Origin of the sequence: Burkholderia sp. GbtcB21 (assembly GCF_019091065.1) — a bacterium.
Lineage (GTDB): Bacteria > Pseudomonadota > Gammaproteobacteria > Burkholderiales > Burkholderiaceae > Burkholderia > Burkholderia pyrrocinia_C.
The window spans coordinates 284,782-310,604 of record NZ_JAGXKA010000006.1 but is presented as its reverse complement, the minus strand read 5'-3'; the positions used below and the strand labels follow the sequence as shown (position 1 = coordinate 310,604).

18 protein-coding genes are annotated in these 25,823 nt (G+C 66.8%); 16 read left to right on the top strand and 2 right to left on the bottom strand.

Going from position 1 to position 25,823, the window contains the following annotated elements; translation table 11 throughout:
* Positions 1-34 precede the first annotated feature (34 nt).
* From KVT39_RS16940 to KVT39_RS16885, 12 genes are all read left to right on the top strand, one after another.
* A complete protein-coding gene (locus tag KVT39_RS16940) occupies positions 35-1,648 on the top strand; it encodes a sugar ABC transporter ATP-binding protein (protein ID WP_034184118.1) in 1,614 nt (537 codons plus the stop codon).
* Complete coding sequence (locus KVT39_RS16935) at positions 1,645-2,664, top strand: ABC transporter permease (RefSeq protein ID WP_034184119.1); 1,020 nt, start codon at positions 1,645-1,647, stop codon at positions 2,662-2,664. Before KVT39_RS16940 ends, KVT39_RS16935 begins: the two co-directional genes overlap by 4 nt.
* 35 nt (positions 2,665-2,699) lie before the next feature.
* Positions 2,700-3,731 carry a LacI family DNA-binding transcriptional regulator gene (locus tag KVT39_RS16930; RefSeq protein ID WP_034184120.1) on the top strand — a complete coding sequence of 344 codons (1,032 nt, stop codon included), beginning with the start codon at positions 2,700-2,702 and terminating at the stop codon, positions 3,729-3,731.
* Positions 3,728-4,657, top strand: coding sequence for a ribokinase (gene rbsK, locus KVT39_RS16925; RefSeq protein ID WP_217589704.1), 930 nt, complete (start codon positions 3,728-3,730; stop codon positions 4,655-4,657). The genes KVT39_RS16930 and rbsK overlap by 4 nt, the downstream gene beginning before the upstream one ends.
* A gap of 294 nt (positions 4,658-4,951) precedes the next feature.
* Positions 4,952-6,739, top strand: a complete 1,788-nt coding sequence (locus KVT39_RS16920) for a methyl-accepting chemotaxis protein (protein WP_217589850.1) — start codon at positions 4,952-4,954, stop codon at positions 6,737-6,739.
* 552 nt (positions 6,740-7,291) lie between these two features.
* The gene (locus tag KVT39_RS16915) at positions 7,292-9,214 is read left to right on the top strand and encodes a PrkA family serine protein kinase (RefSeq protein ID WP_034184123.1); all 1,923 of its coding nucleotides are present in this window, start codon (positions 7,292-7,294) and stop codon (positions 9,212-9,214) included.
* A gap of 125 nt (positions 9,215-9,339) precedes the next feature.
* Positions 9,340-10,608 (top strand): YeaH/YhbH family protein, encoded by a 1,269-nt coding sequence (locus KVT39_RS16910; RefSeq protein WP_034184124.1) that lies wholly within the window; start codon positions 9,340-9,342, stop codon positions 10,606-10,608.
* Positions 10,605-12,284 (top strand): SpoVR family protein, encoded by a 1,680-nt coding sequence (locus tag KVT39_RS16905; protein ID WP_034184125.1) that lies wholly within the window; start codon positions 10,605-10,607, stop codon positions 12,282-12,284. The genes KVT39_RS16910 and KVT39_RS16905 overlap by 4 nt, the downstream gene beginning before the upstream one ends.
* A gap of 235 nt (positions 12,285-12,519) precedes the next feature.
* The gene (locus KVT39_RS16900; RefSeq protein WP_034184126.1) at positions 12,520-13,824 is read left to right on the top strand and encodes an MFS family transporter; all 1,305 of its coding nucleotides are present in this window, start codon (positions 12,520-12,522) and stop codon (positions 13,822-13,824) included.
* A gap of 538 nt (positions 13,825-14,362) precedes the next feature.
* Entirely contained in the window at positions 14,363-15,178 is an 816-nt protein-coding gene (locus KVT39_RS16895; protein ID WP_041489925.1) for an ABC transporter substrate-binding protein, read from the top strand.
* A gap of 94 nt (positions 15,179-15,272) precedes the next feature.
* Complete coding sequence (locus KVT39_RS16890; RefSeq protein WP_217589702.1) at positions 15,273-15,995, top strand: amino acid ABC transporter permease; 723 nt, start codon at positions 15,273-15,275, stop codon at positions 15,993-15,995.
* Between the two features lie 2 nt (positions 15,996-15,997).
* Positions 15,998-16,723, top strand: coding sequence for an amino acid ABC transporter permease (locus tag KVT39_RS16885; RefSeq protein WP_217589700.1), 726 nt, complete (start codon positions 15,998-16,000; stop codon positions 16,721-16,723).
* Between the two features lie 165 nt (positions 16,724-16,888).
* Here KVT39_RS16885 and KVT39_RS16880 read toward each other — a convergent pair whose 3' ends face one another.
* Both KVT39_RS16880 and KVT39_RS16875 read right to left on the bottom strand, forming a co-directional pair.
* The gene (locus KVT39_RS16880; protein WP_034184128.1) at positions 16,889-18,154 is read right to left on the bottom strand and encodes a M23 family metallopeptidase; all 1,266 of its coding nucleotides are present in this window, start codon (positions 18,152-18,154) and stop codon (positions 16,889-16,891) included.
* Between the two features lie 338 nt (positions 18,155-18,492).
* A complete protein-coding gene (locus tag KVT39_RS16875) occupies positions 18,493-19,140 on the bottom strand; it encodes a TetR family transcriptional regulator (protein ID WP_217589698.1) in 648 nt (215 codons plus the stop codon).
* Positions 19,141-19,289: 149 nt separating this feature from the next.
* Here KVT39_RS16875 and KVT39_RS16870 point away from each other — a divergent pair, with 149 nt between their 5' ends.
* From KVT39_RS16870 to KVT39_RS16855, 4 genes are all read left to right on the top strand, one after another.
* Entirely contained in the window at positions 19,290-20,495 is a 1,206-nt protein-coding gene (locus KVT39_RS16870) for a MexX/AxyX family multidrug efflux RND transporter periplasmic adaptor subunit (RefSeq protein ID WP_175749371.1), read from the top strand.
* A 15-nt stretch (positions 20,496-20,510) separates the two neighbouring features.
* On the top strand, positions 20,511-23,648 hold the full coding sequence (locus KVT39_RS16865; protein ID WP_217589696.1) for a multidrug efflux RND transporter permease subunit: 3,138 nt from the start codon (positions 20,511-20,513) through the stop codon (positions 23,646-23,648).
* The gene (locus tag KVT39_RS16860) at positions 23,648-25,117 is read left to right on the top strand and encodes an efflux transporter outer membrane subunit (protein WP_217589849.1); all 1,470 of its coding nucleotides are present in this window, start codon (positions 23,648-23,650) and stop codon (positions 25,115-25,117) included. The genes KVT39_RS16865 and KVT39_RS16860 overlap by 1 nt, the downstream gene beginning before the upstream one ends.
* Positions 25,118-25,450: 333 nt before the next feature.
* A complete protein-coding gene (locus KVT39_RS16855; RefSeq protein ID WP_217589694.1) occupies positions 25,451-25,684 on the top strand; it encodes a hypothetical protein in 234 nt (77 codons plus the stop codon).
* The last annotated feature ends 139 nt before the right edge of the window (positions 25,685-25,823 follow it).

The following is a 25,823-nucleotide window of genomic DNA, read 5'->3' as shown; positions in this document are numbered from 1 at the left end:
GCGCCGCGTGCGCGCGGCCGCAACCAGGATCGCGATGGAACCGACCTTCCAACCCTCCCGTTCAGCCGCTCCGGTGCTGTCCGTCTCCGGCATCGGCAAGACCTATGCCGAACCCGTGCTCGCCGACGTCACGCTGACGCTCGCGGCGGGCCAGGCGCTCGCGTTGACGGGCGAGAACGGCGCCGGCAAGAGCACGCTGTCGAAGATCATCGGCGGGCTCGTCGAACCGACCGCCGGCACGATGCAGCTCGGCGGCCAGGCGTATGCGCCGGCGAGCCGCACGCAGGCCGAGGCGCTCGGCGTGCGCATGGTGATGCAGGAGCTGAACCTGCTGCCTACGCTGACGGTTGCCGAAAACCTGTTCCTGAACCGCCTGCCGCGGCGCTTCGGGATCATCGACCGCGCGCGGCTGCGCGACGACGCGCGCGCCGCGATGGCGCAGGTCGGGCTCGACATGGTCGATCCCGATACGCCCGTCGGCGCGCTCGGCATCGGCCATCAACAGATGGTCGAAATCGCGCGCAACCTGATCGGCGACTGCCGCGTGCTGATCCTCGACGAGCCCACCGCGATGCTGACCGCACGTGAAGTCGCGCTGCTGTTCGAGCAGATCGACCGGCTGAAGGCGCGCGGCGTCGCGATCGTCTACATCTCGCATCGGCTCGAGGAACTCGCGCGCGTCGCCGAGCGTGTCGCGGTGCTGCGCGACGGCCGGCTCGTGCATGCGGGCGACATGGCGGCGACGACGTCCGACCGGCTCGTCACGCTGATGGTCGGGCGCGAGGTCGGCGAGCACATCGATCTCGGCGAACGCCATATCGGCGCACCGCGGCTTGTCGTGTCGGGCCTCACGCGCGGGTCGGCCGTGCGGGACGTGTCGCTCGAGGTGCGCGCGGGCGAGATCTTCGGCATTTCGGGGCTGATCGGCGCGGGGCGCACCGAATTGTTGCGGCTGATCTACGGCGCCGATACGCCCGATGCCGGGATGATCGCGGTCGGCCAGCCGCTGAAACCGGCGCGGATCGGTTCGCCGGTCGACGCGGTGAAGCATGGCATCGCACTGATTACCGAGGATCGCAAGGGTGAAGGGCTGCTGCTGTCGCAGTCGGTCACCGCGAACGTGTCGCTCGGCCAGCTCGACCGGCTCGCGCGCGGCGGCATCGTCGACACCGCGCGCGAAACGGCGCTCGCCGAGCGGCAGATCGACGCGCTGCGGATCCGCACGCACGGTGCGGCGCAGGCGGTCGGCGAGCTCTCGGGCGGCAACCAGCAGAAGGTCGTGATCGGCCGCTGGCTCGCGCGCGACATGGGCGTGCTGCTGTTCGACGAGCCGACGCGCGGGATCGACGTCGGTGCCAAATTCGAGATCTACACTTTGATGGGCGCGCTCGCGCGCGAAGGCCGCGCGCTCGTCGTCGTGTCGAGCGACCTGCGCGAGCTGATGCTGATCTGCGACCGGATCGGCGTGATGTCGGCCGGGCGCATGACCGCCGTGTTCGAGCGCGGCAACTGGACCCAGGATGCGCTGCTGGCCGCGGCGTTCGCCGGCTTCGGCCGCGAAGCGCCGCCGGGCGGCGCGCAGCATCCGGACGCGGGGCCGGCGCAGGGCGCCGCTCCCGGCACTTCGACGACAGGACGACAGCAATGACCCAGCCTCCCGTATCCCCGACCGACGCAGGCGCGCAGCAGGACGTGACGGGGCGCCGCGCGCGCACGCTGTCCGGCACGCGGCTCGGCCTGTCGAACTATCTCGGGCTCGCCGGCGCGCTGGCCGCGATGATCGCGCTGTTTTCGGCGCTGAGTTCGCATTTCCTGACCTACGACACGTTCAGCACGATCGCGAACCAGATTCCCGATCTCGTCGTGATGTCGGTCGGGATGACCTTCGTGCTGATCATCGCCGGGATCGACCTGTCGGTCGGCTCGGTGCTTGCGCTCGCCGCGTCGATGGTCAGCGTCGCCGCGCTGAAATGGCAGTGGGGGCCGCTGCCGGCCGCGTTGATCGGGATCGCGGTCGCAACCGTCACGGGCGCGCTGACGGGCGCGGTCACGGTCGGCTGGCGGATCCCGTCGTTCATCGTGTCGCTCGGCGTGCTGGAGGCCGCGCGGGGCCTCGCCTATCAGCTGACGAATTCGCGCACGGCCTATATCGGCGACGCGTTCGATTTCCTGTCGAACCCGATCGCGCTCGGCATCTCGCCGGCATTCCTGATCGCGGTCGCGGTGATGATCGCAGCCCAGTTCGTGCTCACGCGCACCGTGTTCGGACGCTATCTCGTCGGGATCGGCACGAACGAGGAAGCCGTCCGACTTGCCGGGGTTAACCCGAGGCCGTATAAAATCCTCGTATTCGCATTGATGGGCGCGCTCGCGGGGCTCGCATCGCTGTTCCAGATTTCGCGGCTCGAGGCGGCCGATCCGAACGCGGGCGTGGGCCTCGAACTGCAGGTGATCGCGGCTGTCGTGATCGGCGGCACGAGCCTGATGGGCGGGCGCGGCTCGGTGATCAGCACGTTTTTCGGCGTGTTGATCATCTCCGTGCTGGCCGCGGGGCTGGCGCAGATCGGCGCGAACGAGCCGACGAAACGGATCATCACTGGCGCGGTGATCGTGGTGGCGGTCGTGCTCGATACCTATCGCAGCCGGCGTGCACGCGCGCGATAGAAAGACAGACAGAACAGACCAGAGAGAAACGGGAAATGGCGACGATCAAGGATGTGGCGGCCATGGCGGGCGTGTCGTTTACGACCGTCTCGCACGTGGTGAACAATTCGCGGCCGGTGTCCGCGGATGTGCGTGCGAAGGTCGAGGGCGCAATCCGCGAGCTGAACTACGTGCCATCGGCCGTGGCGCGCTCGCTGAAGGCGCGGGCGACGGCGACCATCGGCCTCGTCGTGCCGAACAGCACGAATCCGTACTTCGCGGAGCTTGCGCGCGGCATCGAGGATCAGTGCGCGGCCAACGGCTATTGCGTGTTCTTCTGCAACTCGGACGACGATCCCGTGAAGCAGCGCAACTACCTGCGCGTGCTGCAGGAAAAGCGCATCGACGGGCTGATCGTCGCATCGGCGGGCGAGGATGCGGTGCTGGCGCAGACGCTCGCGGACACGCATGCGCCGCTCGTCGTCGTCGACCGCAACATCGAGGGGCTCGCGGCCGATCTCGTGCAGATCGACCACGAACGCGGCGCGTACCTGGCGACGCGCCACCTGCTCGAACTCGGGCACGCGAAGATCGGCTGCATCACCGGGCCGACCGACACGGCCGTCAGCGCGATGCGCGTGCACGGCTTCATCCGCGCGATGGCCGAGCGCGGGGTCGACATCGTGCCGGGCGCGATCGCGGAAAGCGATTTCTCGTGCCTCGGCGGTTATCACGCGGCGTCGCGGCTGTTCGAATCGGTGCGGCCGAGCGCGATCTTCGCGGGCAACGACCTGATGGGCGTCGGCGCGCTGCGCGCGGCGGCCGAGCGCGGGCTGCGCGTGCCCGACGACTGCTCGATCATCGGTTTCGACGACATCGAATTTTCCCGCTACACGTATCCGGCGTTGTCGACGGTCGGCCAGTCGGTGCGCGCGCTCGGCGAAATGGCCGCGCAGACGCTGATCGAGCGGATCGGCGGCGGCTCGACGGCCGTGCCGAGCCGCCGTCGCGTCGTGTCGCCGCGCCTCGTGCTGCGCGAATCGACGGCGATCTACCGCGAACCGGCCGCATCGGGCGGTCGCGCATGACGACGCACGCCGCGGGTGCCGGCCGCGTGACGGTGGTCGGCAGCCTGAACATGGATCTCGTCGTGCGTGCGCCGCGGCTGCCGCTGCCGGGCGAAACGCTCGCCGGGCACGCGTTCGCGCAGGCGGCGGGCGGCAAGGGCGGCAACCAGGCCGTTGCCGCCGCCCGGCTCGGCGCGCAGGTCGCGATGATCGGCTGCGTCGGCGCGGATGCGCACGGCGCGGCACTGCGCGCCGGCCTCGAAGCCGAGGGCATCGACTGCACGGGGCTCGCGACGAGCGCGTCGGCGTCGACCGGCGTCGCGCTGATTGTCGTCGACGATGCGAGCCAGAACGCGATCGTGATCGTCGCGGGCGGCAACGGCGAGGTCACGACCGATACGATCGCACGGCACGAAGCCGCGCTGGCGTCGGCCGACGTACTGATTTGCCAGCTCGAGACGCCGCCCGACGCGGTGTTCGCGGCGCTGTTGGCCGGGCGGCGGCTCGGCCGCACGGTGGTGCTCAATCCGGCCCCGGCCGTCGCGCCGCTGCCGGACGGCTGGCTGCCGCTCGTCGATTACCTGATCCCGAACGAGGTCGAGGCCGCCGCGCTGACCGCGCTGCCGGTACGCGATCCGGCCGGTGCCGAAGCCGCCGCGCGTGCGCTGCAGGCCGGCGGCGCGCGCAACGTGCTGGTCACGCTCGGTGCGCGCGGCGTGCTCGCGCTGACGGCCGACGGCGTCGCGCGGCACTATCCGGCGCCGGCCGTGCAGGCCGTCGACACGACGGCGGCCGGCGATACCTTCATCGGCGGCTTTTCCGCGCGGATCGCAGCCGGCGCGGACGTCGACACGGCCATCCGCTTCGCGCAACGCGCGGCGGCGCTGTCGGTCACGCGAGCGGGCGCGCAGCCGTCGATTCCGACGCTCGCGGAACTGGCCGAATAGGGCTGGATCACGGATTCCGCATCACGGCCGGCCCGTCGCACGAGACGGCCGGCCGTACCTCCTGCCTGCTGCCCCGGCCGGCATCGCGCAAAGCCTTCTCCGATCCAGTTTGTCGTCGCCCGGATCTCGCGCTGATTATTCGGTCGCCCGCAATAAACAGACAAATAATTCGAAAAAATACCGTCAAAACCATCAAGTTGTGCGCCATGCGGTCGTAAATGCACCGAGGGAGTGAGGCAATGCTTCGAGCCAACGGGCCCGGCCCGTTCATGACGACGCAACACAGGAAGGATGATGGTCTTCAGGAACCTGACGATTCGTGCGCGCATCGGTGTGACGATGGCGTTTCTGGCGGTGCTGCTGGGCGTAACCGGCGTGCTCGGGCTGTACGGGATGACGCGTGCGAACGACTCGACGCGCGAGATTTTCACGAACCAGATGCCGAGTGCGGTCGACGTGGCGGTCGCGGAAATGTTCGCCGCACGCGAGCGCCTCGCGCTCGACCGCGCGGCGCTGCTGTCCGGCACGCCTGACTCGGCGGCGGCCATCGAGCGCAGCCGCGCGATGCGCGCGCAGTCCGACGCGTGGTGGCAGAAATACCTCGCGCTGCCGCGCGACGCGGAGGAGGATCGCCTGGCGCAGGATGTCGCCGCGAAGCGGCAGGCGCTGCAACGCAGTTGCGACGCGTTCGCGAGCATCGTCGGGTCCGACCAGCGCGATCGCATCGGCGACGGCGCGAAGCAGCTCCAGGCGAACTACACCGAGCTCTCGGTGGCGGGCGAGGCGCTGCGTGCCTTCCAGTTCTCTGCCGCGAAGGCGAGCTTCGATCATGCGCAATCGGTGTACGACACGCTGCGCGTGCTGTCGATCGTCGCGCTCGCGGCCGGCATCGGCGCCGCGCTGCTGTCGTGGCTGACGCTGAGCCGCGCGATCGGCCGCCCGATCGCGGACGCGCTCGCGCATTTCGACGCGATCTCCGCAGGCGACCTGCGCCGGCCGATCGTGGTGCACCGGCGCGACGAGATGGGGCAGCTTCTCGAAGGCCTCGCGAAGATGCAGCGCGGGCTCGTCGACACGGTGCGCACCGTGCGCGGCGGCAGCGAGTCGATCGCGACCGCGGCCCGCCAGATCGCGGCCGGCAACATCGACCTGTCGTCGCGCACCGAGGAACAGGCCGCTGCGCTGCAGGAAACCGCATCGAGCATGGAACAGTTGACCGGCACTGTGAAACAGAACGCGGACAATGCACGCCAGGCAAGCGCGCTGGCCGCGAATGCGTCGGAGATTGCAAACAAGGGCAATACGGTGGTCGGCCAGGTGGTCGGCACGATGGGCGAGATCAACGACAGCTCGGCCAAGATCGCGGACATCATCGCGATCATCGAGGGAATCGCGTTCCAGACCAACATTCTTGCGCTGAATGCGGCCGTCGAAGCCGCACGCGCGGGCGAGGAAGGGCGCGGCTTCGCGGTCGTCGCGGGCGAGGTGCGCAGCCTCGCCCAGCGTTCGTCGACCGCGGCCAAGGAGATCAAGGCGCTGATCGACGCGTCGGTGGAGCGCATCCGGTCGGGTTCCACGCTGGTCGACGAAGCGGGGCGCACGATGAGCGACGTGATCGGTGCGGTGCAGCGCGTGACGGACATCATGGGTGAAATCGCCGCGGCGTCCGAGGAGCAGAGCGGCGGGATCGACCAGGTGGCGCGCGCCGTTGCGCAGATGGACGAGGTCACGCAGCAGAATGCGGCGCTCGTCGAGGAAGCCGCGGCCGCCGCGCAGTCGCTCGATGAACAGGCCGCGCGCCTGCGCGAAACGGCGGCGGTGTTCCAGCTCGACGACGAAGCGGCACGCGCGGGCGCCGTCGCGCCGGTCGCAGCGCGTCACGCGTCGCGTGCACCCGCGGCGGCGGTTGCCGTACCGGCACCGGCGCCGACACAACAGGCTGCTGCGCGCGACGATCGCGATGCACCGCCGAAGCGCATGGCTGCGACGCCGCCGGCGCGCAAGCCCGTGGCTGCATCCGCAGCGCCCGCAGCGGCGCCGGTCGCTGCCGCCGCCGGCGCCGACGACTGGGAGACCTTCTGATTCGCGCGTGCCGCGCATCTATCCCCATTTGGTGACGAACGACGCCCGCGACATGCGGGCGTCGTCGTTTCGGCGGCGGACAAAATATGACAGCGCGCGTGAACGGTCACGCATCGTCGCATGCATCGCGCGGCCCGCGCCGCCGGATGCGCGCAATACGCGCAACGGTGCGCGTCGTGTTCCCGCATCCGTCGTACGGGTATCTCCGTAAGGGGCACGGCAAAAAAATTGTAACGGTGCGCGCGGCGTGTCGTCGTAAACGACGGCTCGAACGTATAGGGATGAAGGGGGGCGTGACGACGTCGGAAGTGTCCAACGCACAAGACGATTCGTTGTTCGACGAGACGCGACGGATGCAGTTTCTGCGGCTCGGGAGGTCGATTGTAAAACGACGAAATACGTTGTCCAAGCGGTGTTGTCGAGAATGACGAACTTCATACGAAGAGTTCGTGAAAAAAAATTAGAAAGGGTTTAGGATGAATTCGAACGCGCTTGCTTCTGCGCAGTCGTACGAAGGCAGGCACGTCTTCAGACTCAGGCGAGGGAGGTAGCATGGATATTTACAGCAGCTTCGCGAACCGCTTCGAAAAAATGCGAGAGGAAGAGCTCTCGCTGGAGGAGTATCTCGCGCTCTGCAAGAACGATCCATCCGCGTACGCGACGGCTGGTGAACGCATGCTGGCAGCAATCGGGGAACCTGAACACATCGATACCCGCAACGAGCCGCGCCTGTCGCGGATCTTCGCGAACAAGGTCATCAAGGTCTATCCCGCATTCCGTGAGTTCTACGGAATGGAGGAAGTGATCGAGCAGGTGGTCGCGTATTTCCGCCACGCCGCGCAAGGGCTCGAAGAGAAGAAGCAGATCCTCTACCTGCTCGGTCCGGTGGGCGGCGGCAAGTCGTCGATCGCCGAGCGTCTGAAGCAACTGATGGAGCGCGTGCCGTTCTATGCGCTGAAGGGCTCGCCCGTCAACGAATCGCCGCTCGGGCTGTTCGACTACGACGAAGACGGCCCGATCCTCGAGGAACAGTACGGCATTCCGCGCCGCTACCTGAAGAGCATCCTGAGCCCGTGGGCCGTCAAGCGCCTGCACGAATACAACGGCGACATCCGCCAGTTCCGCGTCGTGCGCCGCTATCCGTCGATCCTGCGGCAGATCGGCATTGCGAAGACGGAGCCGGGTGACGAGAACAACCAGGACATCTCGTCGCTGGTCGGCAAGGTCGACATCCGCAAGCTCGAGCAGTATGCGCAGGACGACGCCGACGCATACAGCTACTCGGGCGGCCTGTGCCTCGCGAACCAGGGCCTGCTCGAATTCGTCGAAATGTTCAAGGCGCCGATCAAGGTGCTGCACCCGCTGCTGACCGCCACGCAGGAAGGCAACTTCAAGGGCACCGAGGGCTTCGGCGCGATTCCGTTCGACGGGATCATCCTCGCGCACTCGAACGAGTCGGAGTGGAAGGCGTTCCGCAACAACCGCAACAACGAGGCACTGCTCGACCGGATCTTCGTCGTGAAGGTGCCGTACTGCTTGCGCGTGTCGGAAGAGACCAAGATCTACGAGAAGCTGATCCGCAACTCGTCGCTCGCCGAGGCCGTATGCGCGCCGGGCACGCTGAAGATGATGTCGCAGTTCTCGGTGCTGTCGCGCCTGCACGAGCCGGAGAATTCGAGCCTGTTCTCGAAGATGCAGGTGTACGACGGCGAAAACCTGAAGGACACCGATCCGAAGGCGAAGTCGTACCAGGAATATCGCGACTACGCGGGCGTGGACGAAGGGATGACGGGCGTGTCGACACGCTTCGCGTTCAAGATCCTGTCGCGCGTGTTCAACTTCGATTCGAGCGAGGTCGCGGCCAATCCCGTGCACCTGATGTACGTGCTCGAACAGCAGATCGAACGCGAGCAGTTCCCGCCGGAAACCGAGCAGAAGTACCTGTCCTTCGTGAAGGACGTGCTCGCGTCGCGCTACGCGGATTTCATCGGCAAGGAGATCCAGACGGCCTACCTCGAGTCGTATTCGGAGTACGGCCAGAACATCTTCGACCGCTACGTCACGTATGCCGACTTCTGGATCCAGGATCAGGAATTCCGCGATCACGATACCGGCGAGAGCTTCGATCGCGCCGCGCTGAACGCGGAGCTGGAGAAGATCGAGAAGCCGGCCGGCATCAGCAATCCGAAGGATTACCGCAACGAGATCGTGAATTTCGTGTTGCGTGCGCGGGCGGCGAATGCCGGCAAGAACCCCGTGTGGACGAGCTACGAGAAGTTGCGCGTCGTGATCGAGAAGAAGATGTTCTCGAACACCGAGGAACTGTTGCCGGTGATTTCGTTCAACGCAAAGGGTTCGGCGGAAGAGCAGCGCAAGCATGAGGACTTTGTAAACCGGATGGTCGCGAAGGGCTATACGCCGAAGCAGGTGAGGCTGCTTTGCGACTGGTACCTGCGCGTGCGCAAGTCGTCATGACGCGCGCGGTACCGAGCCCGTGCGGCGAGTCCGCACGGGCGCTTTCAGGGACGCCGCCCGCATGACGGGAGACGGCATGTGCGGCGAGCGTTCCGGCATATCGACTTTCGAGCGGGAGACCGGCAGTGCTTCATCAAATCATCGACCGCAGGCTGGCCGGCAAGAACAAGAGCATCGCCAACCGCGAACGCTTCCTGCGTCGCGTCAAGAACTACATTCGTCGTGCCGTGTCCGACGCGGTGCGCGACCGTAGCATCAAGGATATCCAGAGCACGCAGAGCATCACGATCCCGCGCAAGGACATCGCGGAGCCGAATTTCCGGCACGGGCCGGGCGGGCGGCGTGAATACGTGCATCCCGGCAACGAGGACTACGTGCGCGGCGACAAGATCCCGCGCCCGCAGGGCGGCTCGGGCGGCGGCGGCAGTCAGGCCAGCAACGAGGGCGAAGGGCAGGACGACTTCGTGTTCGAGCTGTCGCGCGACGAGTTCATGCAGTACTTCTTCGACGATCTCGAACTGCCGCGCCTCGTGAAGACGCACCTGCTGACGGTGCCGAGCTGGAAGAACGTGCGCGCGGGCTGGTCGGCGGAAGGCACGCCGAACAACATCGACGTCGTGCGCTCGCTGCGCAGCGCGCTCGGCCGGCGCATCGCGCTCGGCTCGCCGCTCGTCAACGAGCTGCGCGAACTCGAGGCCCAGCTCGAAGCGATGAAGAGCGATCCGGAAGACCGCCGCGCGGAAATCGCGACGCTCGAGGCCGAGATCCATCACCTGAAGGGGCGCATCTGGCGGATTCCGTTCATCGATCCGTTCGACCTGCGCTACATCAACCGCGTGAAGCAGCCGCAGCCGTCGAGCCAGGCCGTGATGTTCTGCCTGATGGACGTGTCGGGCTCGATGGACGAGCAGCGCAAGGATCTCGCGAAGCGCTTCTTCATCCTGCTTTACCTGTTCCTCAAGCGCAACTACGAGCGCATCGAGGTCGTGTTCATCCGTCACCATACGCGCGCCGAGGAGGTCGACGAGGACACCTTCTTCCATTCGACCGAGAGCGGCGGCACGGTCGTGTCGAGCGCGCTCGAACTGATGCGCAAGGTGCAGAACGAGCGCTACTCGCCGACCGAATGGAACATCTACGGCGCGCAGGCGTCCGACGGCGACAACTGGACCGACGATTCGCCGAAGTGTCGCAAAATCCTGGAAGAGGATATCCTCACGAAGACGCGTTACTTCGCGTATATCCAGGTCGCGCCGGAAGAGCAGAATTTGTGGCTGGAATACGCGCAACTGGCACTGTCGCAACCGCATCTCGCGATGAAAAAAGTGGAATCGGCTGCCGACATTTACCCGGTATTTCGCGAATTGTTCGAAAAGCAGGTGGAAACGTCATGACGACCCGCCATCTGCACAACGAGTCGCGCGGCTACGAGCCGCGCCCCTCCGGCGACGACACGGCCGGCCCTGCCGCATCGCAGCAACGCGCGCAGGCCGAACCTTCGCCGCCGGCCGCCGACTTGCCCGGTTCCGGGCAAAAGGAAGCGCGTATGAACGTTGCCGAACGCAAGCCGCTGCCGTGCCCGTCCGACTGGACGTTCGAACTGCTCGAGGAATACGACACGCACATCTCGCAGGTCGCCGAACAATACGAGCTCGACATCTATCCGATCCAGCTCGAACTGATCAGCGCCGAACAGATGATGGACGCGTATGCGTCGGTCGGGATGCCAGTCAACTACCGCCACTGGTCGTTCGGCAAGCACTTCCTGTCGACCGAGAAGAGCTACCGCCGCGGCCAGATGGGCCTCGCGTACGAAATCGTCATCAATTCGAACCCGTGCATCGCGTATCTGATGGAAGAGAACACGATGACGATGCAGGCGCTCGTGATCGCGCACGCGGCGTACGGGCACAACTCGTTTTTCAAGGGCAACTACCTGTTCCGGCTGTGGACCGACGCGCACGCGATCATCGACTATCTCGTGTATGCGAAGAACTACGTCGCGGAATGCGAGGAGCGCTACGGGCTCGATCGCGTCGAGGAGCTGCTCGATTCGTGCCATGCGCTGATGAACTACGGCGTCGACCGCTACAAGCGGCCGCAGAAGCCGTCGCTGTCGAAGGAAGCCGCGCTGCGGCGCGAGCGCGAGGCGTACCTGCAGTCGCAGGTGAACGAACTGTGGCGCACGCTGCCGGGCAAGAAACCCGAGCTGATGGAGGAGCAGGAAGACCGCTATCCGCCCGAGCCGCAGGAGAACCTGCTGTATTTCGCGGAGAAGAACGCGCCGCTGCTCGAGCCGTGGGAGCGGGAAGTGATCCGCATCGTGCGCAAGATCGGCCAGTATTTCTACCCGCAGCGGCAGACGCAGGTGATGAACGAAGGCTGGGCGACGTTCTGGCACTACACGCTGCTGAACACGCTGTACAACCAGGGCAAGCTGGAAGACAGCTTCATGATGGAGTTCCTGCATTCGCACAGCAACGTGGTCTACCAGCCGCCCGTCACGAAGCCGTACTACAGCGGGATCAACCCGTATGCGCTCGGTTTCTCGATGATGAGCGACATCCGGCGGATCTGCGAAGCGCCGACGGAAGAGGACTACAAGTGGTTTCCGGAGATCGCGGGCACGCCGTGGCTGCCGGCGATGCACTACGCGATGCGCAACTTCAAGGACGAAAGCTTCATCGCACAGTACCTGTCGCCGAACCTGATCCGCGAGATGCGGCTCTTCTCGGTGCTCGACGACGACATGCGCGATTCGCTCGAGGTGTCGGCGATCCACGACGATTCCGGCTACCAGTACGTGCGGCAGGCGTTGTCGCGGCAGTACGACATCCATCACCGCGAGCCGAACATCCAGGTGTGGGCCGTGAACACGCGCGGCGACCGCAGTCTCACGCTGCGTCACTTCATGACCGACAACCGCCACCTGTCGAACGACAGCGACGAAGTGCTCAAGCACATGGCGCGGCTGTGGCAGTTCGACGTGTACCTGGAAAGCGTCGACGAGGCCGGCACCGTGCGCAAGCGCTACGAGTGCCGCTACGTGCCGCCGGAGGTGCGCGTCTGAGCGCCGCTTTCGAATAGTTTGCATCGGACGCCAGCCCGCGGGCTGGCGTTTTCATATGACGAACGCGCGGCGGGAGAAAAATTTTCTACATCCGGACGAACCCGGAAAGCCTGTTACTTTACATTTCGCTAAAATCCCGTAGCGCCGTGCCGCCGGAACCGGTGCCACGTGCGACCGCACGCGGCGGCCCCCAAGCCGTCTCGCCCAGAAAGCATTAAAAGGAACAGACCAATCCATGGACGTCCAGACCGACCAAGCTGCGCTGTCCGCGCATGACACCCGGCGGCGCGTGTTCGCCATCGTCGGCGCCTCATCGGGCAACCTCGTCGAGTGGTTCGACTTCTACATCTACTCGTTCTGCGCGCTGTATTTCGCGCCGGCGTTCTTCCCGAGCGGCAACACCACGACGCAACTGCTGAATACGGCGGGCGTGTTCGCGGCCGGCTTCCTGATGCGCCCGATCGGCGGCTGGCTGTTCGGCCGCATCGCCGATCGTCACGGCCGCCGCGCGGCGATGATGATCTCGGTGCTGATGATGTGCGGCGGTTCGCTCGTGATCGCGGTGCTGCCGACCTATGCGCAGATCGGCGCGCTCGCGCCGGCGCTGCTGCTGGTCGCGCGCCTGTTCCAGGGCCTGTCGGTGGGCGGCGAATACGGCACGAGCGCGACCTACATGAGCGAGGTCGCGCTGAAGGGCCGGCGCGGCTTCTTCGCGTCGTTCCAGTACGTGACGCTGATCGGCGGCCAGCTGTGCGCGCTGCTCGTGCTCGTGATCCTGCAGCAGACGCTGTCGACCGACGAACTGAAGGCGTGGGGCTGGCGCATCCCGTTCGTCGTCGGCGCGGCGGCCGCGCTGATCTCGCTGTACCTGCGGAAATCGCTCGACGAGACGTCGACCAGCGCGTCGCGCGACAAGAAGGACGCCGGCACGATCCGCGGCGTGTGGCGGCACAAGGGCGCGTTCCTGACGGTGGTCGGCTTCACGGCCGGCGGCTCGCTGATCTTCTACACGTTCACGACGTACATGCAGAAGTACCTCGTGAACACGGCCGGCATGCACGCGAAGACGGCCAGCAACGTGATGACCGTCGCGCTGCTCGTCTACATGCTGATTCAGCCGGTGTTCGGCGCGCTGTCCGACAAGATCGGCCGCCGCACGTCGATGATCCTGTTCGGCTCGTTCGCGGTGATCGGCACGGTGCCGCTGATGCATGCGCTGAAGGACGTGACGAGCCCGGTGGCCGCGTTCGTGCTGATCACGGTCGCGCTGGCGATCGTCAGCTTCTACACGTCGATCAGCGGCCTCATCAAGGCCGAGATGTTCCCGCCGGAAGTGCGTGCGATGGGCGTCGGCCTGTCGTACGCGGTCGCGAACGCGATCTTCGGCGGCTCGGCCGAGTATGTCGCGCTGTGGTTCAAGTCGATCGGCAGCGAGGAAACCTTTTACTGGTACGTGACGGTGCTGTGCGCGATCTCGCTGATCGTGTCGTGGCGGATGCGCGATCCGAGCAAGGAAGGGTATCTGCGCAACGAACCGTGATCGATTGCGCATCGCGCGCAGTCGCATCGTGACGAACGTCCCGCCAGCCGGCGGGACGTTTTTTTGCGGCGTGCGATTACGCGTGCGGCGGCGCGTGATCGAACACGCTCGACCAGCCATGCGAACATCTGCTCGACGCTCGGCGAGCGCGACGGGCCGTATACGGGGAGCCGGACGATCGCGCAGGTAGACATCCTCGGCATCGCGTCGGTGGGGCGCGTCATATCGATATCGAAATCGATTCGTTGTCCGTTACGAGCAATTTCCTTAATCTGAACCCGTAGTTCGTGTGACACCTCCTTGACTGGGATTCGCGCCCGCTGTCCGCAGCGGGCGTCTTTTTTTGTGCGCGGCGTGCCGCCGCACGGCTCGCTTGCCTCATCACGAAACCCGCTGAGCAAAGCACCATTTGTTGGTTCGGATTCGCCGCACGCGCTGATACGTTAGCGGCTTCGCGACCACACGCTCCGTCGCGATGTTCCTCGAACCGGCCGCCGCGCGATCCGCGGCGGCCTTCATAACAAATCAGGTCGTGCTCGTGAAAATCCACACTCTCGCTACGTGGCTCGTCGGGGCTGCGCTCGTCACCGCAGGTACGGTCGCGCATGCGGACCGTCTCGACGACATCAAGAAGGCCGGCGTGCTGCGCGTTGCGACGTTCGACAGCAACCCGCCGTTCGGTTATGTCGATGCAAAGAACAACCACATCGTCGGTCTCGACGTCGACTATGCGAAGGCGCTTGCCGACAAGCTCGGCGTGAAGCTGCAGCTTCAGCCGACCAACCCCGCGAACCGCATTCCGTTCCTGACATCCGGCAAGGTCGATCTCGTGCTCGCGAACTTCACGATCACCGACGAGCGCGCGAAGCAGGTCGACTTCAGCATTCCGTATTTCTCGTCGGGCCAGCAGTTTCTCGCGAAGAAGGGCGTGCTGAAATCGGCCGACCAGTTGAACGGCCTGCGCGTCGGCGCGGACAAGGGCACGACGAACGAGATCACGCTGCGCGAGAAATTCCCGAAGGCGACGATCGTCGCGTACGACGACACGCCGTTCGCGTTCGCCGCGCTGCGCGCCGGCAACGTGCAGGCGATCACGCAGGACGGCCCGAAACTGATCGGCCTGCTCGCGAACGTGCCCGACAAGCAGAACTACGAGATTCCCGCGTTCACGATCTCGAACGACTACATGGGCGTCGGCGTGCCGAAGGGCGAGACGCGCCTGCTCGGCTTCGTCAACGACACGCTGAAGGGGCTCGAGGCGAACGGCCGCGCCGTGCAGATCTACGATGCATGGTTCGGGCCGACGACGAAGACGCCGCTCACGCGCATCTTCCGCATCGGCGACAAGACCTGAGCCACGCCGCACGCGCGCCGCGATTTGCCGGAACGTCGGCAGCGCGGCGCTTTCCGATTTGTTCCGATCGCGTGCTTCGCGCACGTCCCTCAGCATGCTCGGGTTGGCTCCCAAATATCTGTCCTGGCTCTGGCAGGGTTTCCTGCTGACACTCGGCCTCGCGGCCGCGTCGGCCGTCGCCGCGACCGCCGGCGGGCTGCTGCTCGCGGTCATGCGGCATGCGCGCGGCACGGCGCTGCGCACGGCGGCCGCCGCATATATTGTCGCGTTCCGCAACACGCCGCTGCTCGTGCAGTTGCTGTTCTGGTATTTCGGCGTCGCGTCGTTGCTGCCCGACACGTGGATCGCGTGGCTGAACGCGCGTCATCAAGTGAGCGCGGGCCCGCTCACGCTCGCATGGCCGTCGTTCGAATTCGTCGCGGGCTGGGTCGGGCTGAGCGCGTATACGGCCGCATTCGTCGCCGAGGAATGCGAAGCCGGCCTGCGCGGCGTGCGCCGCGCGCAGCATGACGCGGCGGCGGCGCTCGGCCTCACGCCGATGCAGTCGCTGCGCTACGTGGTATTGCCGCAGGCCGTGCGCATCGTGCTGCCGCCGCTGTTCGGCCAATACATGAATCTCGTGAAGAACTCGTCGCTCGCGATGGCGATCGGCGTGGCCGAGCTATCGTATGCGTCGCGGCAGGTCGAAACGGAAACGTTCAAGACCTTCGCCGCGTTCGGCGTCGCGACCTTGCTGTACGTCGCGGCGGTGGCCGCGATCGAGGCCGGTGCGTATGCGGCCACGCAATGGCGCGACCGGCTTGGCGCGGGGCGTTGACGATGGATTTTTCGCTGCTGCTCTCCAACCTGCCGTACCTGCTCGTCGGCGCGTTCCCGGAAGGTCCGCTCGGCGGCGCCGCGCTGTCGCTGGTGCTTGCGATCGCGTCGGCCGCTGCCTCGGCCGTGCTCGGCATCGCGCTCGGCGTCGCGATGGCGCTCGCGCGCGGCCCCGTACGCGTGCTGCTGCTCACGTTCATCGGGTTCTTCCGCGCGATTCCCGTGCTGATGCTGATCTTCTGGACGTACTTCCTGATGCCCGTGCTGCTGCACATGGATGTGCCGGGGCTCGCGACGGTCGTGTGCGCGCTCGCGCTCGTCGGCGGCGCGTATCTCGCGCATGCGGTGCATGCGGGCATCGTCGCCGCGGGCGATGGCCAATGGCAGGCCGGGCTGTCGCTCGGGCTCACGCGCTGGCAGACGGTGCGCCACGTGCTGCTGCCGCAGGCGATCCGGATCATGACGCCGTCGTTCGTCAACCAGTGGGTCGCGCTCGTGAAGGACACGTCGCTCGCGTATATCGTCGGCGTGCCGGAACTGTCGTTCGTCGCGACGCAGGTGAACAACCGGCTGATGGTGTATCCGGCGCCGATCTTCCTGTTCGTCGCGGCGATCTATCTGGTGCTGTGCACGTCGCTCGACGGCGCGGCGCGCTGGCTGTTGTCGCGCGGCACGCGTGCGCAACACGTCGAGCAAGCGACGGCCGAGCGCACGGAGCCCGCGCGGTGACGGTGTGCCACGGCCGTGGCGAACGGCCGGTGAGGACGCGCTGGTGAATATCCGCAGTTGACGGCACACCGGGCAGGTCGTGCCCGGCGTGCGGTACGGACAGCAACGGTGGATGGCCGGCCGCCTGCGCCGCCGCTTCCGGAGCGACGGCGGGCGGCACGTGCGTCACGACGCCGAGTAGTGCGTGTTGAAGACCGCGCGCAGCGTCGATTTGTCGGTTGCGAAATCGCCCCACAGCGGCCCGTCGTTCTGCGCGAACGCGAACGGCGCCGTATTGATCGACGCGAGGCGGAAGCGCCATTGCGCGGCTTCCTGGCGGAACGCGGTGAGCTGCATGTCGGACAGCGCCGTCTGCGCGCTGGCGAGCGTGACGAGCGGGTCGACCGGATCGTTCGCGACGCGCACTTCGAAATGCAGGTGCGGGCCCGTTGCGGCGCCCGTCATCCCGACCGAGCCGAGCCGCTGGCCCTGCTTCACGGTTTCGCCGGTCTTGAGCCCGTGCGCGAACGCGGACAGGTGCGCGTAGTAGGTCGAGTAGCCGTCCGCGTGATCGACGATCACGTAGCGGCCGTAGCCGCCCGGATCGGTGCCGACGAACGACACGACGCCGTCGGCCGCCGCGTCGACGGGCGTGCCGCTCGGTGCGGCGAGATCGACGCCCGTGTGGAACGCCATCGCCTGCGACAGCGGATGGACGCGCTCGCCGAAGAACGAGCTGATGCGCGTCCACTTGACCGGCATCGTGAACGCGGCGGCTTCGAGCGGCGAACCGTCGAGCGTGTAGTACGCGCCGTGCTCGGCACCCGGCGCGCGGAACCAGATCGCGCCGAACGTGCGGCCGGCGACGCGCAGTTCGAGCGCGGTGAGGCGCGGCGTGCCGTCGGTCGTGTCGAACGCGACGCGGTAATAGTCGCCGCGCTGCGCACTCGCGCGCATCGCGACCTTGCCGGTGACGAGATCGCCGAGCTGGATGCGCACCTCGGGCGGCACGTCGAGCCGGTTCAGCGTATCGGACAGCGTGAGCTCGATGTCGCCCGCGCGCATCCCGTGCTGGTTTTCGGGCGGCGCAAGCTGGAACAGGCTCGCATAGCCGAGCATGTCGTTGCGGTGTGCGCTGAGCGGCGCGAACAGGCCAGGCTGCAGGCTGCGGTCGTTGCGTTCGCCGTGTTCGTTGCGCTCGCCGAGCGTGCGGGCGAGCTCGCTCGTCACGAAATGCTGCGCGGTGGGAAACGGCGTGTCGGACAGCACGCGCTGCGGCAGCACGGCCGTGCCCGAGTCGACGGCGCCCGGCAGTTGCGACACGGCCGGCAGCGCGGCGGCAAGGCCGAGGGCGGCGAGGGCGCCGAGCACGGCGGCCGGCACGAGCGCGCGCACGACGCGCTGCGCGCGGCCGGGCGCGAAAGCATCAGGAGTTGCGGCAGGCTTGACCAAGGTGTCCACATCCAGGAAAGCGGTTCAAAGGGGTGTGGGCAGGGGCCGCCGGCGGCTCAACCGTCGAATGGCGACGGGGCGGGCGGCGGGCGTGCAACAAAACAGGCCCCGCCAGGGGCCTGTGTCGTTTCCGTTCGACCCAACGCGCGGGGCGGGCCCGCTTCGAACGGCGGCGTGTTTACCGGGTCGAACCCGGTTATCACGAAGACGCTAAAGAATGATGACAGCGTCAGTCTACCGATGTTCCGCGAAACGTTAAAAATTTTAAAGGGGGTCAGCTCATTCGTTTCGCAGTGCGGTAAATCGGGTTAAATCAGAATTTGTTACGATAATTTTCGTCAGTCCGGCAATTTTTGCGCGCGGCCGCGCAACGCGGCGGACGTGCGGACGGCGTCGAAGCCGGCGTCGAGCATCGCTTCGGCGTCGTTCCACAGATTGCCGCGCAGCCGGTTGGTCCAGATCATCGACGCGAACACGCCTTCGAGCAGCGACACGAGATAGACGGCGGCCAGGTGCACGTCGAGATTGGCGGCGAGTTCGCCGGCCGCGATCGCGCGGCGCAGCAGCGCCTTCGTGATTCGCAGCATCTGCAGCTCGAGCAGCATGCGGCGCCGCTGCAGCGCGCCGTTTTCCTCGCTCTGCTCGCACTTCGTATAGAGGATCACGAGCACGCGCTGCATCGGGCCCGGCTCGCCGCATTCCTGCAGATAGTGGGACGCGGCACGCCGCAGCGTGGCGAGCGGCGGCAGGCCGTCGCCCGCGTCGAAACCTTCCGACGTGCGCGCGAACGCGCGGTCGCACATCGCGAGACACACTTCCATCTTGTTGCGGTAGTGGCCGTAGACGGCGCCCCGCGACATCCCGGCGGCCTCGGCGAGGTCCGCCATCGCGGTTTGCGCGACGCCTTTCTCGAGCAGCACGAGCTCGGCGGCGTCGAGGATCCGGTGCTTGATGGCGAGCGATTCTTCCCGGGTCTTGCGGGCCATGTCGTGAGTTTCCTTACAATTCGCTGTCGTTTTATTGAGACAGTGTGGCGGTCAGGTTGAAACAGCGTTTATTTAATCAGTCGTGACTGATTATAATCGACCACCCTGAGCCGCCGCATTTTATCGGCGGCGAACGATCCGAGGTCACCATGAATAACAACAATTGCTTCCTGTCGCGCTGCCGCCGGCTGGCGCCGTTCACGCTGGCGGCCGCGCTCGTCGTGGCCGGATGCGGCAAGGGCGAGCAGGACGCGGAGAAAGAGACCGCGAAGCAGGCGACCGTCGTCACGGTGCGCCCGACGGCCGTGCCGATGACCGTCGAATTGCCGGGCCGGCTCGACGCGTACCGGCAGGCGGAAGTACGCGCGCGGGTCGCGGGCATCGTCACCGCGCGAACCTACGAGGAAGGCCAGGAAGTGAAGCAGGGCGCGGTGCTGTTCCGCATCGATCCCGCGCCGCTGAAGGCCGCGCGCGACGCCGCGCAGGGTGCGCTCGCGAAGGCGCAGGCCGCCGCGCTCGCGGCGAGCGACAAGCGCCGCCGTTACGACGACCTGGTGCGCGACCGCGCGGTCAGCGAGCGCGACCATACCGAGGCCGTTGCCGACGACACGCAGGCGAAAGCCGGGGTTGTATCCGCGAAGGCCGAGCTCGCGCGTGCGCAGTTGCAGCTCGACTATGCGACCGTCACCGCGCCGATCGCGGGCCGTGCACGGCGCGCGCTCGTGACCGAAGGCGCGCTCGTCGGCCAGGACCAGGCGACGCCGCTCACGACCGTCGAGCAGCTCGATCCGATCTACGTGAACTTCTCGCAGCCGGCCGCCGACGTCGACGCGCTGCGCCGCGCGGTGAAGAGCGGCCGCGCGACCGGCATTGCGCAGCACGACATCGAGGTGACGCTGTTGCGCGCCGACGGCACCGCGTATCCGCTGAAGGGCAAGCTGCTGTTCAGCGATCTCGCGGTTGATCCGACCACCGACACCGTCGCGATGCGCGCGCTGTTCCCGAATCCGGAGCGCGAGCTGCTGCCGGGCGCGTATGTGCGGATCGCGCTCGACACGGCGGTCGACCAGCGGGCGATCCTCGTGCCGCGCGACGCGCTGCTGCGCACGACCGATCGCACGTCGGTGCGCGTCGTCGGCGCGAACGGCAAGGTCAAGGACGTCGAGGTCGCGGCCGACCAGATGAGCGGCCATGACTGGCGCATCACGCGCGGCCTGACGGGCGGTGAACGCGTGATCGTCGACAACGCCGCGCAGTTCGCGCCCGAGACGGCCGTCAAGCCCGTCGAGAAGGTGCCGCCGTCGAAGGCGGCGCCGGCAGCGGCCGCTTCGCACGCGGCCGCCCGTCAAACCTGACCGGTTCAAACCACCATGGCACGTTTCTTCATCGATCGCCCCGTCTTCGCGTGGGTGATCGCAATCTTCATCATGCTGGGCGGCATGTTCGCGATCCGCGCGCTGCCCGTTGCGCAATACCCGGACATCGCGCCGCCCGTCGTCAGCATCTATGCGACCTACCCGGGTGCGTCGGCGCAGGTCGTCGAGGAATCGGTGACCGCGCTGATCGAGCGCGAAATGAACGGCGCGCCGGGGCTGATGTATACGTCCGCGACGAGCAGCGCCGGGATGGCGTCGCTGTACCTGACGTTCAAGCAGGGCGTGAATGCCGATCTCGCGGCCGTCGAAGTGCAGAACCGGCTGAAGACGGTCGAGGCGCGCCTGCCCGAGCCCGTGCGCCGCGACGGCATCCAGGTCGAGAAGGCCGCCGACAACATCCAGCTCGTCGTGTCGCTCACTTCCGACGACGGCCGGATGACCGACGTGCAGCTCGGCGAATATGCGTCGGCGAACGTCGTGCAGGCGCTGCGCCGCGTCGACGGCGTCGGCAAGGTGCAGTTCTGGGGCGCCGAATATGCGATGCGGATCTGGCCCGACCCGGTGAAGATGGCCGGGCACGGCCTCACCGCGTCGGACATCGCGTCGGCGGTGCGCGCGCACAACGCGCGCGTGACGATCGGCGACATCGGCCGCAGCGCGGTGCCGGCCAGCGCGCCGATCGCGGCGACCGTGTTCGCCGACGCGCCGCTGAAGACGCCGGCCGATTTCGGCGCGATCGCGCTGCGCACGCAGGCCGACGGCTCCGCGCTGACCCTGCGCGACGTCGCACGCGTCGAGTTCGGCGGCAACGACTACAACTATCCGTCCTACGTGAACGGCAAGGTCGCGACCGGGATGGGCATCAAGCTCGCGCCGGGCTCGAATGCGGTGTCGACCGAGAAGCGCGTGCGCGCGACGATGGACGAGCTGTCCGCGTTTTTCCCGCCGGGCGTGAAGTACCAGATTCCGTACGAGACGTCGTCGTTCGTGCGCGTGTCGATGAACAAGGTCGTCACGACGCTGATCGAGGCCGGCGTGCTGGTGTTCCTCGTGATGTTCCTGTTCATGCAGAACCTGCGCGCGACGCTGATCCCGACGCTCGTCGTGCCGGTCGCGCTCGCGGGCACGTTCGGCGTGATGTATGCGGCCGGCTTCTCGATCAACGTGCTGACGATGTTCGGGATGGTGCTCGCGATCGGCATCCTCGTCGACGATGCGATCGTGGTGGTCGAGAACGTCGAGCGGCTGATGGTCGAGGAAGGGCTCGGCCCGTACGACGCGACCGTCAAGGCGATGAAGCAGATCAGCGGCGCGATTGTCGGGATCACCGTGGTGCTGACGTCGGTGTTCGTGCCGATGGCGTTCTTCGGCGGCGCGGTGGGCAACATCTACCGGCAGTTCGCGCTGTCGCTCGCGGTGTCGATCGGTTTCTCGGCATTCCTCGCGCTGTCGCTGACGCCCGCGCTGTGCGCGACGCTGCTCAAGCCGGTGTCCGGCGACCATCACGAGAAGCGCGGTTTCTTCGGCTGGTTCAACCGCTTCGTCGCGCGTGCGACGCAGCGCTATGCGACACGTGTCGGCGCGATGCTGAAGAAGCCGTTGCGCTGGCTCGTCGTGTACGGCGCACTGACCGCGGCCGCGGCGCTGATGCTCACGCAGCTGCCGACCGCGTTCCTGCCCGACGAGGACCAGGGCAACTTCATGGTGATGGTGATCCGGCCGCAGGGCACGCCGCTCGCGGAAACGATGCAGAGCGTGCGCGAGGTCGAGTCGTATATCCGCACCGACGAGCCGGCCGCGTATACGTTCGCGCTCGGCGGTTTCAACCTGTACGGCGAAGGGCCGAACGGCGGGATGATCTTCGTCACGCTGAAGAACTGGAAGGAGCGCAAGGCCGCGCGCGATCATGTGCAGGCGATCGTCGCGCGCATCAACGAGCGCTTCGCGGGCACGCCGAACACGACGGTGTTCGCGATGAATTCGCCGGCGCTGCCCGATCTCGGCTCGTCGAGCGGCTTCGACTTCCGGCTGCAGAACCGCGGCGGGCTCGACTCCGCGACGTTCAGCGCCGCGCGCGAGCAGCTGCTCGCGGCGGGCGGCAAGGACCGCGCGCTCACCGACCTGATGTTCGCGGGCACGCAGGACGCGCCGCAACTGAAGCTCGACATCGATCGCGCGAAGGCGTCGGCGCTCGGCGTGTCGATGGACGAGATCAACACGACGCTCGCGGTGATGTTCGGCTCGGACTATATCGGCGACTTCATGCACGGCACGCAGGTGCGGCGCGTGGTCGTGCAGGCCGACGGGCTGCACCGGCTCGATCCGGACGACGTGAAGAAGCTGCGCGTGCGCAACGCGCGCGGCGAGATGGTGCCGCTCGCGGCGTTCACGACGCTGCACTGGACGATGGGGCCGCCGCAGCTCACGCGCTACAACGGCTATCCGTCGTTCACGATCAACGGCTCGGCCGCGGCAGGCCACAGCAGCGGCGAGGCGATGACCGCGATCGAGCGGATCGCCGCGAAGCTGCCGGCCGGCATCGGCTACGCGTGGTCGGGGCAGTCGTTCGAGGAGCGGCTGTCGGGCGCGCAGGCGCCGATGCTGTTCGCGCTGTCGGTGCTGGTCGTGTTCCTCGCGCTCGCGGCGCTCTACGAGAGCTGGTCGATCCCGTTCGCGGTGATGCTGGTCGTCCCGCTCGGCGTGATCGGCGCGGTGCTCGGCGTCACGCTGCGGATGATGCCGAACGACATTTATTTCAAGGTGGGGCTGATCGCGACGATCGGGCTGTCCGCGAAGAACGCGATCCTGATCGTCGAAGTCGCGAAGGATCTGGTCGCGCAGCGCATGTCGCTCGTCGACGCCGCGCTCGAGGCCGCGCGGCTGCGGCTGCGACCGATCGTGATGACGTCGCTCGCGTTCGGCGTCGGCGTGCTGCCGCTCGCGTTCGCGTCGGGCGCGGCATCCGGCGCGCAGATGGCGATCGGCACCGGTGTGCTCGGCGGCGTGATCACGGCGACCGTGCTCGCGGTGTTCCTCGTGCCGCTGTTTTTCGTGATCGTCGGCCGCCTGTTCGACGTCGGCCCGCGCCGGCGCGGCGGCACGCAGCCGGCGACGATGGAGGGATCGCAATGATGTTTGCGCTGAATGCACGCGCTGCGCTGCGGGCGCCGCTCGCGCTGGCCGCCGCGCTCGCGCTGGCCGGCTGCTCGCTCGCGCCGCGCTACGAGCGGCCGGCGGCGCCGGTGCCGGCTACCTATGCGCCGGCAGACGGAAGCCGGGAGCCGGCTGCGGCGCCTGATGCGACACCTGCCGACGCCGCGCTGCTCGACGACTGGCATGCGTATTTCACCGATCCGGCGCTGCAGGCGTGGATCGACGCGGCGCTCGCGAACAACCGCGACCTGCGGATCGCAGCCGGCCGGCTCGAGGAGGCGCGTGCGCTGTACGGCGTGCAGCGCGCGGACCTGATGCCGTCGGTCGATGCGAATCTCGGCTATGAACGCACGCGCCAGTACGACCCGGTCGTGCGCGAAAGCGCGATCAGCGGGCTGTATCGCGCGGGCGTCGGCGTCAGCGCGTACGAACTCGACCTGTTCGGCCGCGTGCGCAGCCTGTCCGACGCGGCGCTCGCCGAATATTTCGCGACGGCGGACGCGCAGCGCACGGTCCGCATCGGCGTGATCGCCGAAGTGGCGGGGGCGTATGTATCGGAGCGCTCGCTGTACGAGCAGCTCGCGCTGGCGCAGCGCACGCTCGACGCGCGCGTGCACATGGCCGCGCTCACGCAGCGCCGCTACGCGGCCGGCACGAGCGACGCGATCGAGCTGCGCTCGGCCGAGATGCTGGTGGCGTCCGCGCGTGCGTCGCAGGCCGCGCTGCAGCGCGAGCATGCGCAGGCCGTGCGGGCGCTGCAATTGCTCGCGGGCGATTTCGCGCGCAACGTGCCCGGCGACGCGACCGCGCTCGACACGTTGTCGATCGCGCCCGTGGCGCCCGGCGCACCGAGCGCGCTGCTCGAACGGCGGCCGGACATCCGGCAGGCCGAGGCGCGGCTCAAGGCCGCGAACGCGCAGATCGGCGCCGCACGCGCGGCGTTCTTCCCGCGCATCGCGCTGACGACCGACTACGGCTCGGTCAGCGACGCGTTCTCGAGCCTGTTCGCGGCCGGCACGAGCGTGTGGACGTTCGCGCCGCGCATCACGCTGCCGATCTTCGCGGGCGGACGCAATCGCGCGAACCTCGACGTCGCGAACGCGCGCAAGCACATCGCGGTCGCCGAATACGAGAAGACCGTGCAGACCGCGTTCCGCGAAGTGGCCGACGCGTTCGCCGCGCGCGACTGGATCGATCGCCAGCTTGCCGCGCAGCAGGACGTCTACACGGCGGACGGTGCGCGGCTGAAGCTCGCGGAGCGCCGTTATGCGGGCGGCGTCGCGACGTATCTCGAACTGCTCGACGCGCAGCGCAGCACGTACGAGTCGGGGCAGGAGCTGATCCGGCTCAAGCAGCTCAGGCTCGCGAACGCGATCGCGCTGTATCGCGCGCTTGGCGGCGGCTGGGCGCCGGCATCGGCGTCGGCGGAGGTCGCGGCTTCCGCATGATGCGCGTCGCCTGACGCCGCAGCGCGCCGGGCAACGAGACGGCGGCCGCACGATTCGACGTGCGGCCGCCGTTTCCCGTTTCGATCGACATCGTTGCCCGCTGCATCGCCGATCGCTATCGGCGTTAGCTTCCGCTGTCGGGCAAGTCGTCCAGACCGTTTTCATACCGCGGCAGCGCGGAAGGGCATCTTCCGGAACGGCCCGCATCCGGCGATCGATCGTGTCGCCTCCCGGCGCAAACATGTGCCGCGCATCTTCCTTTTTCATCTCGTCCATTCAGACACGCGCATCGCGTGCCGACGGCCGCGCAAATATCTGATTCTCGATCGGTAATTGACGGTCGAATTAATTCATGTATTGGAATTAATGCCGGCGGCAAAGTGTCGCGGTAAAACGTTTGCATTCGTTTCGCATTCATTTCGCAATCGTTTGCGCAATAAATCGAAGTTGCTGAAAGCCGGGGTTAATTTCCTGTCAGTTGAAAATGATTTGATATTGATGTTGCCGTCCGACAACGATGGCGGCATTGGACAACGTTTTGTCTTTTTCGGATCGGGGCCGATATGAACCAATACCAGTATGGGTGAGGACGATTATGAGGAATGCAGGAGAAAAATATCGTTAATCTTCAATCGGTTCCGTGGAGCAAAAGAGAACTTCAGGTGAAATCGGTGAGATTAAAAATTGTCGAGAATGAATGTGATTT

Excerpts from the sequence above, each read along its gene's own strand:
- KVT39_RS16860 (WP_217589849.1), top strand. The coding sequence starts at position 23,648 with ATGTTTGCGCTGAATGCACGCGCTGCGCTGCGGGCGCCGCTCGCGCTG.
- KVT39_RS16870 (WP_175749371.1), top strand. The coding sequence starts at position 19,290 with ATGAATAACAACAATTGCTTCCTGTCGCGCTGCCGCCGGCTGGCGCCG.
- KVT39_RS16935 (WP_034184119.1), top strand. The coding sequence starts at position 1,645 with ATGACCCAGCCTCCCGTATCCCCGACCGACGCAGGCGCGCAGCAGGAC.
- KVT39_RS16920 (WP_217589850.1), top strand. The coding sequence starts at position 4,952 with ATGGTCTTCAGGAACCTGACGATTCGTGCGCGCATCGGTGTGACGATG.
- KVT39_RS16900 (WP_034184126.1), top strand. The coding sequence starts at position 12,520 with ATGGACGTCCAGACCGACCAAGCTGCGCTGTCCGCGCATGACACCCGG.
- KVT39_RS16905 (WP_034184125.1), top strand. The coding sequence starts at position 10,605 with ATGACGACCCGCCATCTGCACAACGAGTCGCGCGGCTACGAGCCGCGC.
- KVT39_RS16915 (WP_034184123.1), top strand. The coding sequence starts at position 7,292 with ATGGATATTTACAGCAGCTTCGCGAACCGCTTCGAAAAAATGCGAGAG.
- KVT39_RS16885 (WP_217589700.1), top strand. The coding sequence starts at position 15,998 with ATGGATTTTTCGCTGCTGCTCTCCAACCTGCCGTACCTGCTCGTCGGC.
- KVT39_RS16940 (WP_034184118.1), top strand. The coding sequence starts at position 35 with ATGGAACCGACCTTCCAACCCTCCCGTTCAGCCGCTCCGGTGCTGTCC.
- KVT39_RS16865 (WP_217589696.1), top strand. The coding sequence starts at position 20,511 with ATGGCACGTTTCTTCATCGATCGCCCCGTCTTCGCGTGGGTGATCGCA.
- KVT39_RS16890 (WP_217589702.1), top strand. The coding sequence starts at position 15,273 with ATGCTCGGGTTGGCTCCCAAATATCTGTCCTGGCTCTGGCAGGGTTTC.
- KVT39_RS16875 (WP_217589698.1), bottom strand. The coding sequence starts at position 19,140 with ATGGCCCGCAAGACCCGGGAAGAATCGCTCGCCATCAAGCACCGGATC.
- KVT39_RS16930 (WP_034184120.1), top strand. The coding sequence starts at position 2,700 with ATGGCGACGATCAAGGATGTGGCGGCCATGGCGGGCGTGTCGTTTACG.
- rbsK (WP_217589704.1), top strand. The coding sequence starts at position 3,728 with ATGACGACGCACGCCGCGGGTGCCGGCCGCGTGACGGTGGTCGGCAGC.